At 72.0% G+C, this 17,171-nt stretch carries 11 protein-coding genes and 1 riboswitch; of the genes, 4 read left to right on the top strand and 7 right to left on the bottom strand.

The window, feature by feature from the left end:
- Positions 1-2 precede the first annotated feature (2 nt).
- The 3 genes from ACLQ3B_RS16840 to ACLQ3B_RS16830 all read left to right on the top strand — a co-directional run bounded on the left by ACLQ3B_RS16840 (position 3) and on the right by ACLQ3B_RS16830 (position 4,820).
- A complete protein-coding gene (locus ACLQ3B_RS16840) occupies positions 3-953 on the top strand; it encodes an LLM class F420-dependent oxidoreductase (RefSeq protein WP_425781643.1) in 951 nt (316 codons plus the stop codon).
- Positions 950-1,258 (top strand): cupin, encoded by a 309-nt coding sequence (locus ACLQ3B_RS16835; RefSeq protein WP_030329959.1) that lies wholly within the window; start codon positions 950-952, stop codon positions 1,256-1,258. The genes ACLQ3B_RS16840 and ACLQ3B_RS16835 overlap by 4 nt, the downstream gene beginning before the upstream one ends.
- Positions 1,259-1,334: 76 nt before the next feature.
- The gene (locus tag ACLQ3B_RS16830) at positions 1,335-4,820 is read left to right on the top strand and encodes a hypothetical protein (protein ID WP_425781641.1); all 3,486 of its coding nucleotides are present in this window, start codon (positions 1,335-1,337) and stop codon (positions 4,818-4,820) included.
- 162 nt (positions 4,821-4,982) lie between these two features.
- Here the strand turns inward: ACLQ3B_RS16830 and thiC are convergent, their stop codons facing one another.
- The 7 genes from thiC to thiE all read right to left on the bottom strand — a co-directional run bounded on the left by thiC (position 4,983) and on the right by thiE (position 10,922).
- Positions 4,983-6,575 carry a phosphomethylpyrimidine synthase ThiC gene (gene thiC, locus ACLQ3B_RS16825; RefSeq protein ID WP_425781639.1) on the bottom strand — a complete coding sequence of 531 codons (1,593 nt, stop codon included), beginning with the start codon at positions 6,573-6,575 and terminating at the stop codon, positions 4,983-4,985.
- A 17-nt stretch (positions 6,576-6,592) separates the two neighbouring features.
- Positions 6,593-7,378, bottom strand: a complete 786-nt coding sequence (gene thiD / locus ACLQ3B_RS16820; protein ID WP_425781638.1) for a bifunctional hydroxymethylpyrimidine kinase/phosphomethylpyrimidine kinase — start codon at positions 7,376-7,378, stop codon at positions 6,593-6,595.
- Positions 7,375-8,112, bottom strand: coding sequence for a thiamine phosphate synthase (locus ACLQ3B_RS16815; RefSeq protein ID WP_425781713.1), 738 nt, complete (start codon positions 8,110-8,112; stop codon positions 7,375-7,377). Before ACLQ3B_RS16815 ends, thiD begins: the two co-directional genes overlap by 4 nt.
- 65 nt (positions 8,113-8,177) lie before the next feature.
- On the bottom strand, positions 8,178-8,957 hold the full coding sequence (locus tag ACLQ3B_RS16810) for a thiazole synthase (RefSeq protein WP_425781637.1): 780 nt from the start codon (positions 8,955-8,957) through the stop codon (positions 8,178-8,180).
- Positions 8,954-9,154, bottom strand: a complete 201-nt coding sequence (gene thiS / locus ACLQ3B_RS16805) for a sulfur carrier protein ThiS (RefSeq protein WP_425781636.1) — start codon at positions 9,152-9,154, stop codon at positions 8,954-8,956. The genes ACLQ3B_RS16810 and thiS overlap by 4 nt, the downstream gene beginning before the upstream one ends.
- Complete coding sequence (gene thiO, locus ACLQ3B_RS16800) at positions 9,145-10,299, bottom strand: glycine oxidase ThiO (RefSeq protein WP_425781712.1); 1,155 nt, start codon at positions 10,297-10,299, stop codon at positions 9,145-9,147. The genes thiS and thiO overlap by 10 nt, the downstream gene beginning before the upstream one ends.
- Positions 10,296-10,922 (bottom strand): thiamine phosphate synthase, encoded by a 627-nt coding sequence (thiE, locus tag ACLQ3B_RS16795; RefSeq protein ID WP_425781635.1) that lies wholly within the window; start codon positions 10,920-10,922, stop codon positions 10,296-10,298. Before thiE ends, thiO begins: the two co-directional genes overlap by 4 nt.
- Positions 10,917-11,026, bottom strand: a riboswitch (TPP riboswitch). It overlaps the preceding gene by 6 nt.
- Before the next feature lie 370 nt (positions 11,027-11,396).
- Between thiE and ACLQ3B_RS16790 the strand changes: the two genes are divergently transcribed.
- Positions 11,397-17,171: a ThuA domain-containing protein gene (locus ACLQ3B_RS16790; protein ID WP_425781634.1), complete on the top strand. Its 5,775-nt coding sequence runs from the start codon at positions 11,397-11,399 to the stop codon at positions 17,169-17,171.

Genomic DNA, 17,171 nt, shown 5'->3' with positions numbered 1-17,171 from the left:
TCATGCGGGTGTCGGTCTTCACCGAGCCGAACCGTGGCGCCAGCTACGACACCCAGCTCCGGTTCGCCCGGCTGGTCGAGGCATGCGGCTACGAGGGCTTCCTCCGCGCCGACCACTACCAGTCGATGGGCGCCGACCCGGGCCTGCCCGGCCCGACGGACGCCTGGCTGACCCTCGCCGCCCTGGCCCGGGAAACCGAGCGGATCCGGCTCGGCACCCTGGTGACGTCGGCCACGTTCCGCCTGCCCGGTCCCCTCGCGGTGATGGTCGCGCAGGTCGACCAGATGAGCGGTGGCCGGGTCGACCTGGGCATCGGCGCCGGCTGGTACGAGCGCGAGCACACCTCGTACGGCATCCCGTTCCCGGCCGTCGGCGAGCGCTTCGACCGGCTGGCCGAGCAGCTTGAGGTGCTCACCGGCTTGTGGGCGACCCCGCCCGGCCAGACCTACAGCTTCACCGGCGACCACTACCGGCTGGTGGACGCTCCCGCCCTGCCCAAGCCGGTGCAGGTGCCCGGGCCGCCGATCATCGTGGGCGGGCGCGGCCCCAAGCGCACACCCGAACTGGCCGCCCGGTACGCCGACGAGTTCAACATGCCGTTCAAGTCCGTGGCCGCCACCGCCGCGGCGTACGACCGGGTGCGCGAGGCGTGTGAACGCACCGGACGGACCGAGTCCGGGCGCGCCCCGCTGGTGCTCTCCGCCGGGATCGTCGTCGCCATCGGCCGGACCGACGCGGAGGCCCAACGTCGGGCCGCGCCCCTGCACGAGAAGAGCGCGTTGCCACCGGAGGACCCGGTGGTCGGCTCCCCAGCGCAGCTCGCGCAGCGGATCGGTGAGTTCGCCGCGATCGGCACCACGCGGGTCCACCTACGCCTGATCGACTTCGATGATCTCGACCACCTTGAGCTGATCGCCGCCGAGGTGCTGCCCCAACTGGACGGAGCACGATGACCGACGTGATCGACGGAACCGAACTCGGCCCGGTGGGTCAGGAGATCGTGTACGAGAACGACCGGGTCCGGGTCTGGCACATCCGGCTCGAACCGGGCGAGCGGCAGCCGCTGCACCGGCACGACCACCCCTATCTGGTGGTGGCGATCGAGGGCGCCAAGAACGTCGTACAGACGGTCGACGGGACCCGGATCGACGCCGACGAGCCCACCGGCGGAGTGGTCTACCGGGACCCGGGCGCGGTGCACATGCTGACCAATGTCGGGGATACGACTTACCTGGCCCGGCTGGTCGAACTCAAGTAGACCCGCCGATGGCCACCGGCGTGCCGCGCGGCGCGCCGGTGGCGATCGGGTGTACCAGGTGCGTAACGTGCCGGACATGGCCTTTCGGACCTGGGGCAGACTGCTGCTCACGGCGCTCGGGGTGAGCGTGCTGGCCGGAGCCGGCCAGCTCGGCGTCGCGTACGGTTTCGGCGTTGTTCGCCTGACCGGCGCATTCACCGGTACGACAGTCAACCAGTGGCCGGCCCAGCTCGTCTGGGTGGGCTGGTTCGCCGCGAACGCCGCCGTCGCCGGCGCCGTCGTGACCGGACGCCTCGCTCGCCGCGACGCCCCGACGGCCAGCACCGGCCGGCAACTGGCGGTCGCTGGCGCGGCAGCGCTCGGCGCCACAGTCATCGCCCCGCTCTGCATGCAGCCCGCCCGCGCCGCGGAGTTGATCTCCGTCGACCCGGTCTGGGCGGTGGGCATCTGCGCCGTGGTCGGCGCGGTGATCGGGGCGGGCGGGGCGATCGCCGTCCTGTTCCGGCCCGAGCTGGGCTGGAACATGGCCGCCGTGGCCGGCACGGTCTGGCTGCTGGCGCTGATCTCCGTCCTACCGTCGCTCGGCACCGCCGGCCCACTGCCCACCGTCCGACTCGGCGTACTGGAACCGAGCTGGCTCGACGACGACGCCGCACAGCGGCTGGCGCTTCTCCTGCTGCCCACCGTGGCGCTGCTGGCCGGCGCGGCGACCGCCGGGCTGGCTCGCTGGCGGGGCCAGGTTCCACTTGTCAGCGGGGCCACCGGCGTGGCCGGTCCGGTGCTCGTGGCGTTCGCCTACCTGACCGCCGGCCCGGGCGACGCGGTGGACCGCTACCAGGCCAGCCCCTACTACGGCTCGTTGATCGCGATCCTCGCCGGGGCACTCGGCGCGGCCGCCGCCGCGCTGCTGCGCTGGCCTGCGAACACGCGTACCACCGAACCGCAGGCCATCGAGCCCACCGCCATCCTGCGCCCGCTGCCCACCGGCCCGGCGCTGCCCAGCGCCGCGACCGACCGGGACACCACCGAACGCCCCGACACGGAGACGACAAACGCCGAGCTGGCCACCGCGCAGCCCGGCGGCGTCGTTGCGGGTCCGTGGGCGGCGGGCGACCCCAATGGCGTACGCACCGTCCCGGCCCACTGGGACTGGCCGGCGGCCACCGCGAGTGGCCAGCACGGGCCGAGTCCCGCCACTCCCCCGTCGCCGGCTGCTCCTTCCGCTGCCGCCGCTCCTTCGTCTCCTGCTGCCCCTTCGTCTCTGGCCGCCCCGACTCCGGCCGCAGACTGGCTGACCGCACCGACCGGCGAGTTCACCGCCAGCGGGCAGACTCCCCCGGCGCGCCGGGACGATGTCCCGGCCACGACCGAGCCGACGACCGAGCCCTCGGCCAGCACCGACGTCAGCCACGTCGCCGACGCCACCCCGACCAGCACCACGGCCGGACGCACCGACGCCGCGACCCCGACGGGTGGCCGAGCGGACGACGAGCCGGCCGGCAGCGCGGCAACGGGCACGAGCGGCAGGCCGACCGGTAGCGGACGCACCACCCGCAGGTCCGCCGCCCTCCCGACCAGCATGGGTGCACCCGGCACCGGCACGGCCAACCCGGACGCGCCAAGCGCCCGCACACCCGGCACTGCCGCGCCCCTCCCCACCACCGGCAGCACGGCCCGAACCAGCGCGGCCGTGAGCACCGGCAGTGGCCCGACGGCGACCGGCACCTCCCCGACTGGCACGGGCGCTTCCATTCCCCCCACCGCCGCCACGGGCACGGCTCCGTCAGGCGCGGCGATGACGGGCACCGGCACGACCAGCGCGGGCACGACCAGCGCGGACACGGGGTCGGGCACGGCCAGCACGGGCACGGGGTCGGGCACGACCAGCGCGGACACGGGGTCGGGCACGGGCACTGGGGCGACCAACGCGGGAACGGCCGACCACGGCACGCCCGAGGCGCCACTGACGATCAAGCCGCGTCGGACCCGCAAGTCGAAAGCCAACCCGGACGCCACCGCTTCCGACACGGCTGTCGACAGGTCCCCTGTCGACTCGGCAACCACAAACGGGACGACCACCAACGAGACCGCCCCGGGGGCGACGGTCACCCGCGAGGCGACCACCGGCCTCGCCGCGACGGGCACCCGGCCGGGCAGGTCCGCCGAGAGCACCGGCTCCGACGCGGCCACCGACACTCCGGTGGCCAGCCAGGGGAGCCTGGGTGACCGGTCGAGCTTGACCTCCGAGGTCGCCTCGGCTGCTGTTCCCGGCACGGCAGCAGCCGCCCACACCACCGCTACCGGCGCGAAGCCTGCACCGGCCACCCCCGTCACCGACTCGAAGCGAGCACCGGCCACCTCGGCGAGCGCCAGAGCCGGCACGAGGCAGACGCCGGCCAACCCGGAGTCCCCGACCACGGCAACCGACGCCACACAGACACCGACCACCGCGACCGGGGCGACACACGCACCGACCACCGCGACCAGCACGACGCAAGCACCGGCCGTACCCGCCACTGCCACCGGCCACGCCGGTGCGGAAGCCACTGCCACCGGCCACGCCGGTGCGGAAGCCACTGCCTCCCCGCGCGTCCTGAAGGCCGACCCGGGCAGCGAAGCAGCACCGGCCGACGCGACCTCCCCGACCAGCGATTCTGCAGTCACCGGGGCTCGTGGCACCGACGGCGCACGGCCCGCCGCCGAGGACGTTCCCACCGCCGGGTTGTTCGGGGCCACCGCCGCCAGTGACCCGGACGCGGACCGCTGGACGCCCGCCCCGTCGGGCTGGCCGGTCACCTCGACCTGGACGGTGCCACCGCAGGCATCCGAGCCGGGTGCAACGGCATCGGAGGGGTCGAGCGTGCCCGGCGAACCGACCGGGCCGACGCCCAGGCCCCGGCATCGCGCACCCTTGCCGGACCTGAGCCGGGCCGGCACCTGGAACGCATTCGACACCTCTCGGCGCGGCAGGTCGGCGGGATCACAGGACAGCGCGACGGCACGGACAGCGCCGACCGAGTCCAGCGCGACGACAGCGCCCGCCGAACACCCGGGTCCAACGCAGTTCCCGGGCACGGTGGGCGCGCCCTCCGGTGCAACCACCACAGACGCCACCACCAGCGGCGCAACTACCAACAGCGCCACCACCAACAGCGCCGCCACCAACAGCGCCGCCACCAACAGCGCCGGCACCAACAGCGTCGCTGCCGCCGGCACCACCATGAGCAGCGCCACCACCAGCGGCCCCACCACCGACGGTGCCGCCGGCACGGGCACCGGCGATGTGGCAACTACCGACGCCACGTCGGCGGTGCCGACGCCCCCGGAGGTGGCAGAGCAGCCCTCACGGCGAGGGCGGCTCGGCGGGCTGTTCCGCCGCAACCGGTCCCGCGCCGACGAGGAGAGCCCGAATACGTCCGAGGCGGCGGAACCGCTCGCGACTCAGGACGAGGAATTCGTCGACTGGGTGGCCGGTCTGAGCAAGCCGGTGTCGGACAATGAGCCCGAGCAGGAGAACGGCCGCCGGTCGTTGCGCTCCACCGGTCGACACCACCGCGACTGACCAACCACGACTGGCTCCACCGCGCCGCGCAAACACACCGGCCGGTCACCGCCTGATCGACTCGGGTTCACGGAAACCGGGCTATCCCAGCGACCCGGACACCCCGACATCCATGAACCCGAGTCGATCACCCGCGACGCTCCGGGGATGGGCCCAAGTGGGTCAGGCGAGCGGTAGGTAGACCCGGCCGCCGCCGGAGACGAACTCCTCGGACTTGTCCTTCATGCCGCGGGCCGCGTACTCCTTGAGCTCTTGGGTGATCTTCATGGAGCAGAACTTCGGGCCGCACATCGAGCAGAAGTGCGCGGTCTTCGCCGGCTCGGCGGGCAGGGTCGCGTCGTGGTACGAGCGCGCCGTCTCCGGGTCCAGTGAGAGGTTGAACTGGTCCTCCCAGCGGAACTCGAACCGCGCCTTCGACAGGGCGTCGTCCCAGGCCTGCGCGCCTGGGTGCCCCTTGGCCAGGTCGGCCGCGTGTGCCGCGATCTTGTACGCGATCACGCCCGCCTTCACGTCGTCGCGGTCCGGCAGGCCGAGGTGTTCCTTGGGGGTGACGTAGCAGAGCATCGCCGTGCCGAACATGCCGATCATCGCGGCGCCGATCGCCGAGGTGATGTGGTCGTACGCGGGCGCGATGTCGGTGGTCAGCGGACCGAGCGTGTAGAAGGGTGCTTCGTGGCACCACTCCTGCTGAAGGTCCACGTTCTCCTTGATCTTGTGCATCGGTACGTGGCCGGGGCCCTCGATCATCACCTGGACGTCGTACGCCCAGGCGATCTTCGTCAGCTCGCCGAGGGTGCGCAGCTCGGCGAACTGCGCCTCGTCGTTGGCGTCGGCGATCGAGCCGGGGCGCAGCCCGTCGCCGAGGGAGAACGTCACGTCGTACTTCGCGAGCAGAGCGCACAGCTCCTCGAAGTTGGTGTAGAGGAAGTTCTCCTCGTGGTGCGCCAGGCACCACGCCGCCATGATCGAACCGCCTCGGGACACGATCCCGGTCACCCGGTCCACGGCCAGTGGCACGTACGGCAGGAGCACGCCGGCGTGCACCGTCATGTAGTCCACGCCCTGCTCGGCCTGCTCGATCACGGTTTCCCGGAACACCTCCCAGCTCAACTTCACCGGGTCGCCGCCGACCTTCTCCAGCGCCTGGTAGATCGGCACCGTCCCGATCGGCACCGGCGAGTTCCGCACGATCGCCTCACGCGTCTCGTGGATCCGCTTGCCCGTGGACAGGTCCATCACGGTGTCCGCGCCCCAGCGGGTGGCCCAGGTCAGCTTCTCCACCTCCTCGGCGACCGACGAGCTGACCGCCGAGGTGCCGATGTTGGCGTTCACCTTGACCAGGAACGCCTTACCGATGATCGCCGGCTCGCACTCCGGGTGGTTGACGTTGAGCGGGAGCACCGCCCGACCGGCGGCGATCTCGGCCCGCACGAGTTCCGGGTCGACGTTCTCCCGGATCGCCACGAACTCCATCTCCGGGGTCACCACACCGGCCCGCGCGTACGCGAGCTGGGTGGGCCGGCGACCGTCCACCCCGACGAGCGGTGTGCCCGCGCCCCGCACCGGCGCCACGTCACCCCGCTCGGCGATCCACGGCCCGCGCAACGCGGGCAGTCCCACCTCCGGGTCCGAACCCGGGCCGGACGTGTCGTAGAGCCGCACCGGCGGCAGGTCTCCGGTCAGCCCCACCTCCGCGAACGGCACCCGGACATCCGGCCGCGAACCCTCGACGTACACCTTGCCTCGTGCGTGCATGACAGCCTCCCTGGTGATCAAGCGGACCAGCCGAAGTGGTTCAACGGCCCGCGTCCCGCGCCCAGCTCCCAGCCCCGCGCGCCGGTCAGCGCACGGAGCACGTACTCCTTGGCGGCACCCACGGCGGTCGGCACCGGGTCGCCCAGGCCGAGCCGCACCGCGATCGCCGCCGAGAACGAACACCCGGTGCCGTGGGTGTGCCGGGTGGTCACCCGGGGTGCGCGCAACAGGGTGGTGACGCCGCCGCCGTGCAGCACGTCGACCGCCTCGCCCCCGTCGAGGTCCCCGCCGGTGACCACCACGTACTCCGGGCCGCCGGCAACCAGGGCCTCGGCGGCCACGACCATCGCGGCCACGTCGTCCACCGGGCGTCCGGTGATCGCCGCGGCCTCCGCGCAGTTCGGGGTCGCCACCCTGGCGTACGGCAGCAGCCGCTCCACCGCGCCCACCACGCCGAGCCGGTGACCGCTCGTGGCGACCAGCACCGGGTCGACGACGAGCTGAGGCAGCCGGCCGTCCTGGGCCGCCTCGGCCACCACGTCCGCGATCGCCGGGGTGCCGAGCATCCCCGTCTTCGCCGCGCGGACTGCGAAATCGGTGAGGACGCTGTCCAGCTGCTCGACGACCGTGCGCGGGGGCAACGGCAGCACCGCGTCGACACCCCGGGTGTTCTGCGCGGTGACAGCCGTGAGGACACTGGTGCCGTACGTGCCCAGCGCCGCGAAGACCTTGAGGTCGGCCTGGATGCCTGCGCCGCCGCCGGAGTCCGAGCCGGCGATGGTGAGGATGGTGCTCGGGGTCATCTTCCCTCGCCTGTGGTTGCGGTTGGGGGCTGCGGCCGACCGTGCCCACTCCGGGCGGTCAGGCTTGATCCCTGCGTGGGCACGGTCGGCCGCAGCCCTGACCTGGAGACCTTGGTGACCTCGCGCCGGGTTTGGGCCAGCACAGGGGTGACCGCCTCTTGAAAAGCGCTGGTCAGGGTGGCGGCTGTTTCGGCGGGGTCTTCTGCTCGCATGAGCGCGCCGAGCACTGCCACTCCGGTGGCTCCTGCTTGGACGCAGGCGGTTACCTGGTCCGGGGTTTCCACTCCGCCCAGAGCCAGCAGGGGTACGGGGCTGGCGTTGACCAACTTGCGTAGGCCGTCTGGTCCCAGGGGTGGGCCGTAGCCCGGTTTGGTCTTGGTGGGCCAGATTGGGGAGATGGTGGCGTAGTGCTCGGTGGTCAGCCGGTTCAGCTCGGCTTCGTCGTGGCAGGAGCGGCCGACGAGCGGGTGGGTTGGTGGCGGGTACGGGCCGGCGGCGGGCAGGTGCACGGCGTCGCCGCCGAGCGGGTCGGGGCCGGCCACGACGAGGGTTCCGCCGACGTCGGCGAGGATCGCGCGCAGGTCGGCGGCGAGGGCGTTGCGTTCGGCGCGGGGCAGGTCCTTCTCCCGCAGCACCACCCAGCGCGCTCCCCCGGCCACAGCCCCCGCGACGACCTGATCGAGCCCGCGGGAAGCGGCCAGCCGATCGGTCAGGACGACGACCCCCGACGGGATCTTGGAAGGAATGGGCCCCTCCAGGGGCAGCTTGCTTCCAAGATCTGTGGGCGGCACCAAGCCGGTCACAGGTCGGGTCTTCCCTCGTCGGGGGTGGAGGCTAGGGCGTGGAAGCGGCGGGCGATCCGGCCGGCACTGGCGGCCAGGCGTCCGGCCTCGACCGCGTACCGCATCGCGGTGGCCATCGCCACCGGATCGGCGGCCCGGGTGACCGCGCTCGCCAGCAGCACCCCGTCACAGCCCAACTCCATGGCCAGCGCCGCGTCGGACGCGGTGCCGATGCCGGCGTCGAGGATCACCGGCACGTGCACAACCTGCCGGATGAGTCGAATGTGGTGCGGGTTGCCGATACCGAGCCCCGAGCCGATCGGGGAGCCGGCCGGCATCACCGCGGCGCAGCCAACGTCGGCGAGGCGGCGGGCGAGCACCGGGTCGTCGCTGGTGTACGGCAGCACGGTGAAGCCGTCGGCGACCAACTCCTCGGCGGCGCGGAGCAGCTCCACCCCGTCGGGCAGGAGGGTCCGCTCGTCACCGATCACCTCCAGCTTGACCCAGGCGGTGTCGAACGCGTCCCGGGCCAGCCGGGCCACCTTCACCGCCTCGGTCGCGGTGTGGCAGCCGGCGGTGTTCGGCAGCAGGCGTACGCCGCACCGGTCCAGCAGCTCCAGCAGCCCGCCGGCTGAGCCCGGGGCCGTGCCCACCCGGCGCAGCGCCAGGGTGACCATCTCGGTGCCGGACGCCCGGATCGCCTGCTCCAACACGTGCAGGTTCGCGGCGCCGCCGGTGCCGAGGATCAGCCGTGAGGTGAAGGTCTCCCCACCCAGCTCGAACGACACGCCGCTCACCCGCCCTGGGCCGCGGTGAGCACCTCGACCCGGTCGCCGTCGCGCAGCACGCGGGCCGGCCAGCCGGTCCGGGGCACCACCTCACCGTTGACCGCGACCGCCACCCCACGTGGGTGCGGCACGATGTCGCGGACCAGGTCCGCCACGGACGCGCCAGCGGCGACGCTGCGCCCGGACCCGTTCACCGTCAACTCCACAGGTCCCCCTCCATCGTCGGTTCAGGTCCGCCCGACGCGGGGCCGCCGAAGCGGTCGGCCCGGAAGGGCGTGAGCAGCGGATCGGGTACGCCGCCGAGCACCAGGTCGGCGATCAGGTCGGCGGTGATCGGGGTGAGCACGATGCCGTGCCGGTGGTGCCCGGTGGCGGCCAGGACGTCCGGTCGGTCGGGCAGCGGCCCGAGGATCGGCGCGTTGTCCGGGGTGCCCGGGCGCAGCCCGGCGATCGCCTCGACCAGGTCGTACTCGGCCAGTTCGGGTAGCAGGTCGACCCCGGCGCGCAGCAGTCGCTGGACCGCGCCGGCGGTGACAGTGGTGTCGGAGCGCTCCTCGACGGTCGCGCCGAGCACGACCTCACCGTCGGTGCGGGGCACCAGGTAGACGTGCTCGCCGTCGGCGTACCCCCGGATCACGTGCCGGAAGCCCGGCGCGACGCCGTCGGGCGCGCGGAGTCGGAGGATCTGGCCCTTCACCGGCCGCACCGGCAGGCCGGTGAGCGCGGCAGCCCCGCAGCCGGCGGCGACCACGGTGACCTTGGCGTCCACATCGGACAGGTTTCGGACCGGCTGTGGCACGAGCACCGCGCCGGCTCGCTGCGCGGCCGCGCGCAGCGCCGGCACCAGCAGCCGGGGGTCGACCTGGTGGTCGGTGGGCGCGAGGGCGCCGCCACGCACCCGTGGGGCCAGCGCCGGTTCGCGGTCGCGCAGCTCGCTGGGGCGCAGCGGCGTCACCGGCAAACCCAACCCCTGCTGGTACGCCCACAGGCGACGCGCCTCGGCCAGGTCGTCGCCGGTGAGCCCGACCATCAGGGTGCCCTCGGTCCGGTAGCCGATCTCGACTCCGGTGGTCTCGGTCAGCTCGGCGGCGAACGTCGGCCAGCGGGCGGCGGACGCCAGCAGCAACCCGGTCAGCTCCCGTTCACCGAAGTACGCCTCGGCGACCGGGGAGAGCATGCCGGCGGCCACCGCCGACGCCCCCGAGCCGGGTACCGGATCGTGCACCACCACCCGGAGCCCTCGCGCGGCGCAACGCCACGCGATCGCCAGCCCGATCGGCCCCGCCCCCACCACTGCCACGTCCGGCCGGACCCGGTCGCTCGACGGCGGTGACGGGGACCGGCCGGTCAGCACGTCAGGGCCTCGATCAGCTCGGCGGTGGCCCGTGCCGGGTCGGCGGCGGCGGAGACGGCGCCGACCACCGCCACCCCGTACGCCCCGGCGGCCCGCAGCGCCGGCACCCGGGCGGCGGTCACTCCGCCGATCGCGATGACCGGGACGTCGACGGCGTCGACGACGGCGCGTACCCCGGCGGGCCCGATGGGATCCGGCAGGCCGGTCTTGGTGCTTGTGGTGTGGCACGGCCCGACGCCGAGGTAGCTGGCTCCCGCCGTGACGGCCTCGCTCGCGGTACCCGGGGCGCGGGCGGTGGCGCCCAGCACGCCGGTGGGGCCGAGCACCCGGCGGGCGGCGGCGACCGGCAGGTCGTCTGCGCCGACGTGCCCACCGGCGGCGCCCACCGCCAACGCCACGTGCAACCGGTCGTTGACCAGGCAGGTCGCCCCGTACGACACGCAGAGCGCCAGCACCCGCCGGGTCAGTTCGTACGCCTCGCGGTCGGTGGCGGAGTCCTCGACCCGGACCTGCACCACCAGCTCGGCGTGGGCCACGGTGAGGGCGGCGCGAACCACGGCGAGTGGGTCGCGACCGGGTCGGGTGTCGGTGATGAGATGCAATCGCCCCAGGGACGGCACGGCAACGCTCCTCCCTGCGCCGGCATTACCCGGATCAGGTTCGACGGTCGGGGGCTGTCAGCCCCCCTCTCAGCCCGGTACACCGGGCTCCCGTGGGTTACTTGCGTGTCACCGTACGACAGATCCGCCGGCCTGCCAAGGCGCGGGGGTCGGCGGCGGCCGGCGACCGGGCCACGCCAAAACGACCGAGATCCAATGGGGCACTTCATGCGGTCCTGTTCGGAATGTCGCCCCCCGTTGCAGAACCGTTACCCGTCCGCATCTTGCCCGACATCGAGCCAGCCGAATTAATTTGTTCAGCGATTCGACAAAATGTCGGTGGAGGCACCTTGGCAGGGTGTGACCACCGGCTCCATCAGGGACGGCCTTCGGCGAGCCGACTCCCGCGATCTCTGTCACTACGACACAGGAGGCGGCGTGTCCCGTTCTCGTCGTGCCCGTTTACCCATCACCGCAACCCTGATCTCCCTGGCCATGGCCTCGACCACCCTGTTCGGCGCGCCTGCCCAGGCGGCCGCCCAGGTCCCCCCACGGGATGCGAAAGCCGCAGCCCCGGTCAGCCAGGTGGCGCCGAAGGCGCCAAAGGCCGCAGCCGATCCCTTCTCCGTCCTCGTCTTCTCCAAGACCGCCGGCTTCCGGCACGACTCCATCCCCACCGGCATCGCCGCCATCCAGCAGCTCGGCGTGGCCAACGGATTCACCGTGGACAACTCCGAGGACGGCGCCGCATTCAACGACGCCAACCTGGCGAAGTACAAGGCGGTGATCTGGCTCTCCACCACCGGTGACGTGCTCAACGCCGACCAGCAGGCGGCGTTCGAGCGCTACGTGAAGGCCGGCGGCGGTTACGTCGGCATCCACGCCGCGTCGGACACCGAGTACAGCTGGGCCTGGTACGGCGACCTGGTCGGCGCGTACTTCGCCAACCACCCGCAGAACCAGCAGGCCACGGTCAAGGTGGAGGACCACGCCCACCCGTCCACCGCCGGTTTGCCGGACCGCTGGTCCCGGTTCGACGAGTGGTACAACTACCAGACCAACCCCCGGCCGGACGTCCACGTGCTGGCCAGCCTGGACGAGAAGAGCTACACCCCCGGCGCCGGCGCGATGGGTGCGGACCACCCGGTCTCCTGGTGTCAGGACTACGACGGTGGCCGATCCTGGTACACGGGCCTGGGGCACACCCGGGAGTCGTACGCCGAGCCCGAGTTCCTCTCCCACCTGCTCGGCGGCATCCGCACCGCGGCAGGTGTCGAGAACGCCGACTGCGGCGCCTCGAAGACCTCGAACTTCGAGAAGGTCACGCTGGACAGCAACACCAGCAACCCGATGGAGTTGGACATCGCCCCCGACGGGCGGGTGTTCTACATCGAGCGCGACGGTCGCGTGCAGATCGTGAAGCCGGACACCGGCAACACCGTCACCGCCGTCGACCTGGACGTCTTCACCGGTAACGAGGACGGCCTCATCGGCATCCGGCTCGACCCGGACTTCGCCACAAACAACTGGGTGTACCTGTACTACGCCCCGAACGACGGGGTCACCCGCAACCTGCTGTCCCGTTTCACGGTCACCGGCGACACCATCAACCTCGCCAGCGAGAAGCAGGTGCTGCGGGTCGACACCCAACGCAACACCTGCTGCCACGCCGGCGGCAGCATGACCTTCGACGGCGACGGCAATCTCTACCTGGCCACCGGTGACAACACCAACCCGTTCGAGTCGAACTCGTACTCGCCGCTGGACGAGCGGGCGGGCCGCCAGGACTACGACTCGCAGCGCACCTCCGCGAACACGAACGACCTGCGCGGCAAGGTGATCCGGATCCACCCGGAGGACGACGGGACGTACACCGTTCCGTCGGGCAACCTCTTTGCTCCGGGCACCGAGAAGACCCGTCCCGAGATCTACGCGATGGGCTTCCGTAACCCGTTCCGGATCGGCACCGACCCGAAGACCAACACGCTGTACGTCGGCGACTACGGGCCGGACGCCAACACGGACAACCCGAACCGGGGCCCCCGCGGCCTGGTCGAGTGGAACGTCGTCACGCCGGGCAACTACGGCTGGCCGTACTGCACGGGCACGAACGAGGCTTACAACGACTACACGTTCCCGTCCGGCCCGAGCGGCGCGAAGTTCGACTGCGCGGCGCCGGTGAACAACTCGCCCAACAACACCGGCCTGACCAACCTCCCGCCGGTGGTCCCGGCGACAGTCGACTACGGGTACGCCGGTGACGCGCGTTACCCGGAGATCGGTGGCGGCGGTGCCCCGATGGGCGGCCCGGTCTACCGGTACGACGCCGACCTCAACTCCAACCGCAAGTGGCCGGCGTACTACGACGGCAAGGCTCTGCTCGGCGAGTGGAACCAGAACAAGATGTACACCATGCAGGTGACCGCCGACGGCAAGTCGTTGGTGGACATCAACCAGCTGCTCACCGGCATGAGCATGATCCGGCCGATGGACTTCGAGTTCGGCCCGGACGGCGCGCTGTACCTGATCGAGTGGGGCAGCGGCTTCGGCGGCAACAACGACAACTCCGGTGTCTACCGGATCGACTACACCGCCGGTGACCGCGCGCCGATCGCGGCGGCGTCCGCCAACCCGACCTCGGGTCCGGCGCCGTTGACTGTCACCTTCTCCAGCGCCGGCTCCCGGGACCCGGACGGTGGCACGCTCACCTACGCCTGGACCTTCGGCGACGGGCAGACCTCCACCGAGGCCAACCCGACCCACACGTACGCGACGGCGGGCAACTTCACCGCCCAGCTCACCGTCACCAACCCCAAGGGTCGTACGGCGGTGGCCAACGTGCCGGTCACCGTGGGCAACACCGCCCCGACGGTCACCATCGAGTTCCCGCCGGACGGCGGGTTCTTCAACTGGGGCGACCAGGTCCGGTACACCATCAAGGTGACCGACCCCGAGGACGGGGAGATCGACTGCGACCGGGTGGGGCTGCAGGTGCTGCTCGGTCACGACGAACACGCCCACCCGCTGGAGCAGCACACCGGTTGCACCGGCACCGTCCAGACGTCGCTCGCCTCCGGGCACGGCGCCGAGGCGAACGTCTTCGCGGTCTTCGAGGCCACCTACACCGACAAGGGCGGTGCCGGCGGTGCCGGCGCCCTGACCGGCCGGCAGATCGAGGTCCTTCAGCCGAAGCAGAAGCAGGCCGAGTACTTCACCGCCACCGGGCGTGCCCCGGTGAGCACCGGCGGCGGAGACGCCGGCGTGCAGCGGGAGGCCGGCGCCGACACCGCAGGTGGCGGCCAGAGCATCGCGTTCATCGAGGACGGTGACTGGTGGTCGGTCGCCCCGGCGAACCTGACCAACATCACCGAGATCCGGTTCCGGGCCGCCTCCGCCGCCGCTGGCGGTCGGATCGAGGTCCACGCCGGTGCGGTTGACGGACCTGTGGTCGCCACGGCCGTCGTACCGTCGACCGGCGCGTGGCAGACGTACACGGACGTGAGCGCACCGGTCACCGGTGCCGCGAGCGGCTCGCTGTACTTCGTGGCGCGCGATCCGAACGGCGGAACGGGTTCGCTGTTCAACGTCAACTGGATGGACTTCGTCGGCCGCGGTGTCACCGAGAACGGGCCGCCGGCAGTCAGTGCCACGGCCACCCCGGCCACCGGCACCGCACCGGTCACCGTCGCCTTCGACGGCACGGCCACCGACGCCGAGGGCGACACCCCGCTGACGTACGCCTGGGACTTCGGTGACGGAGGCTCGGCGACCACCCTGGACGCCAGCCACACCTACACCAACCCGGGCACCTTCACGGCCACCCTCACGGTGACCGACAGCAAGGGCGCCAAGTCGTACGCCACAGTGCCGGTGCGGGTCGACGCGCCGGACACGTCCTGCTTCGGGGCGCGTTCGGACGACTTCAACGGCAACGCCCTCGACAAGGACCGCTGGACCAGCGTGATCCGGGAGAACCAGCTCTACTCGCTCAGTGGCGGCGCGTTGCGGCTGCCCACCGGCGTGGGTGACCTCTACGGCGCACGCAACGACGCCACCAACCTGGTGCTCCAGGCGGCCCCGACCGGGGCGTGGGAGATGACCACAAAGGTCACCCTCCCGGTGACGGCCAACTACCAGCAGGCCGGCGTTCTGGTGTACGGCGACGACGACAACTACGCCAAGCTGGACCTGCTGTACAACGGCAGCCGGCGGGTGGAGTTCATCCGGGAGACGGCGGCCACGCCTCGCAACGAGGCTGCCGACGCCACCGCCGCACCGGCGGGTGACACCGTGTACCTGCGGATCACCAGCGACGGGACGAACCTGACCGCGTCCGCCTCGGGCGACGGGCAGACCTTCACCCCGGTCGGCCGTTCGGCCGCGCTCGCCGGCATCACCAACCCGCGGATCGGGGTCTTCGCGCTCAACGGAGGCACCGAGGCGCCGGTTGTCGACGCCGCGTTCGACTCGTTCCAGGTCACGCCGGACGCCCCGGCCGGACCGGTCGACCCGTCGGACGAGTTCACCGGCAGCACGCTTGACAAGTGCCGGTGGGACGCCGTCACGCGGGAGGACCCGAGCGGTTACCGGGTCACCGATGGCGCACTGCGGATCGACGTGCCCAACGGTGACATCTACGGCACCGACAACACCGGGCCGAAGAACTTCATCCTCCAGACCGCGCCCTCGGGCGACTGGACCCTGGAGACGACTGTCGACGGCAGTCTGCTGAACGAGCAGTACCAGCAGGCCGGTCTGCTCGTGCAGGCCGACGACGACAACTACCTGAAGCTCGACTTCATCGCGGACAACCAGGCCGGCCAGGCGGTGACGCGGCGGATCGAGTTCCGCAGCGAGATCGCCGGGGTGGTCCAGAACCCGCAGCCCGAGGCGGGCAACCTGACCTCGGCGGTGTGGCACCTGCGGCTGGCCCGCACGGGCGACACGTTCACCGCGTCGTACTCGGCCGACGGGACGACCTGGACCGCGTTGCCGACGCTTACCAACAGCGCGGTCGGGGCCACCCCGAAGGTGGGGCTGTTCACCCTCGGCGCCAACCAGACGGCGTCGAAGACCGCCTCGTTCGACTACTTCCGGCTCAGCACGAAGGTGGCCGACGAGACCGCGCCGGTCACCACCTCGGCGGTTTCCGGCACCCCGACCGACGGGTGGCACACCGGGCCGGTGACGATCACGCTCACCGGGGCCGACGAGGCCGGCGGTAGCGGGCTCGCCGGTACGGAGTACCAGCTGGACGGGGCCACCACCTGGACGGCCTACACCGCTCCGGTGGCGGTCAGCGGGGACGGCGAGCACGAGCTTCGGTTCCGCTCGACGGACAAGGCCGGCAACGTGGAGGCGACGAAGACCGTCTCGGTCAAGATCGACGCCACCGCGCCGGTGACCTCGGCGACGTTCGCTCCGGCGAACGACGCCGGCTGGCACAACGGGACCATCCCGGTCGTGCTGGCCGCGACCGACGCCGGTTCCGGCGTCAAGACGGTGGAGTGGTCGCTGGACGGTGGCGCGTGGACGCCGTACTCGGCGCCGGTCGAGGTGACCGGTGACGGGCAGCACGAGCTGCTGTTCCGCTCGACGGACAAGGCGGGCAACGTCGAGACGCTGAAGTCGGCGGTGCTGCGCATCGACGGCAGCAAGCCGACGCTGCTGGTGTCCGGTCTCGCCGACGGCCAGCTCTACGGCGACAGCCAGGACGTCCGGGTGGCCTGGCAGGCCGTCGACCCGTCCTCGGGCATCGCCAGCGTGGTCGGTCAGCTCGACGGCCAGGCGTACGCCAGCGGCACTCTGCAGGCCATGTACGACCTGTCGCTCGGCCTGCACGAGCTGACCGTTACCGCGACCGACAAGGCGGGCAACAAGACCACCTCGACGGTCCGGTTCTTCGTCACCACCTCGTTCCGGGACATGCAGAGTCTGCTGGACCGGTTCAAGGCGACGGGGCGGCTCTCGACCAAGGCGCACAAGCAGCTGTCGAACAAGCTCGACGCTGTTCGCGCGTCCGAGGCGGCCGGCGACGACAAGGCGGCGGTCCGGCAGCTGACCGCGTTCCGGACGCTCGCCTCCGACGCCACGTTGGTGTCTGAGGCGGAGGTCCGCGACGTCCTGATCCGGGACGCCGACGCCATGATCGTTCGGCTCGGCGGCGCGGCCAGCAAGGCCGGGGTCAAGGCGAACGACGGTGACTCGGTCAAGGGCACCGGGCGGCTCGGTGGCGATGCCACCCGGCTGGCACCCGGTCGCCAGCTCTGA

This window comes from Micromonospora sp. DT53 (assembly GCF_049841535.1).
Lineage (GTDB): Bacteria > Actinomycetota > Actinomycetes > Mycobacteriales > Micromonosporaceae > Micromonospora.
The sequence above is the reverse complement of the archived record's forward strand: the minus strand, read 5'-3'. Positions and strand labels throughout refer to the sequence as shown.

Bases quoted from the DNA above. Each gene is read 5' to 3' on its own strand.
- ACLQ3B_RS16830 (WP_425781641.1), top strand. From the start codon at position 1,335: ATGGCCTTTCGGACCTGGGGCAGACTGCTGCTCACGGCGCTCGGGGTG.
- ACLQ3B_RS16790 (WP_425781634.1), top strand. From the start codon at position 11,397: ATGGCCTCGACCACCCTGTTCGGCGCGCCTGCCCAGGCGGCCGCCCAG.
- thiC (WP_425781639.1), bottom strand. From the start codon at position 6,575: ATGCACGCACGAGGCAAGGTGTACGTCGAGGGTTCGCGGCCGGATGTC.
- ACLQ3B_RS16840 (WP_425781643.1), top strand. From the start codon at position 3: ATGCGGGTGTCGGTCTTCACCGAGCCGAACCGTGGCGCCAGCTACGAC.
- thiD (WP_425781638.1), bottom strand. From the start codon at position 7,378: ATGACCCCGAGCACCATCCTCACCATCGCCGGCTCGGACTCCGGCGGC.
- ACLQ3B_RS16835 (WP_030329959.1), top strand. From the start codon at position 950: ATGACCGACGTGATCGACGGAACCGAACTCGGCCCGGTGGGTCAGGAG.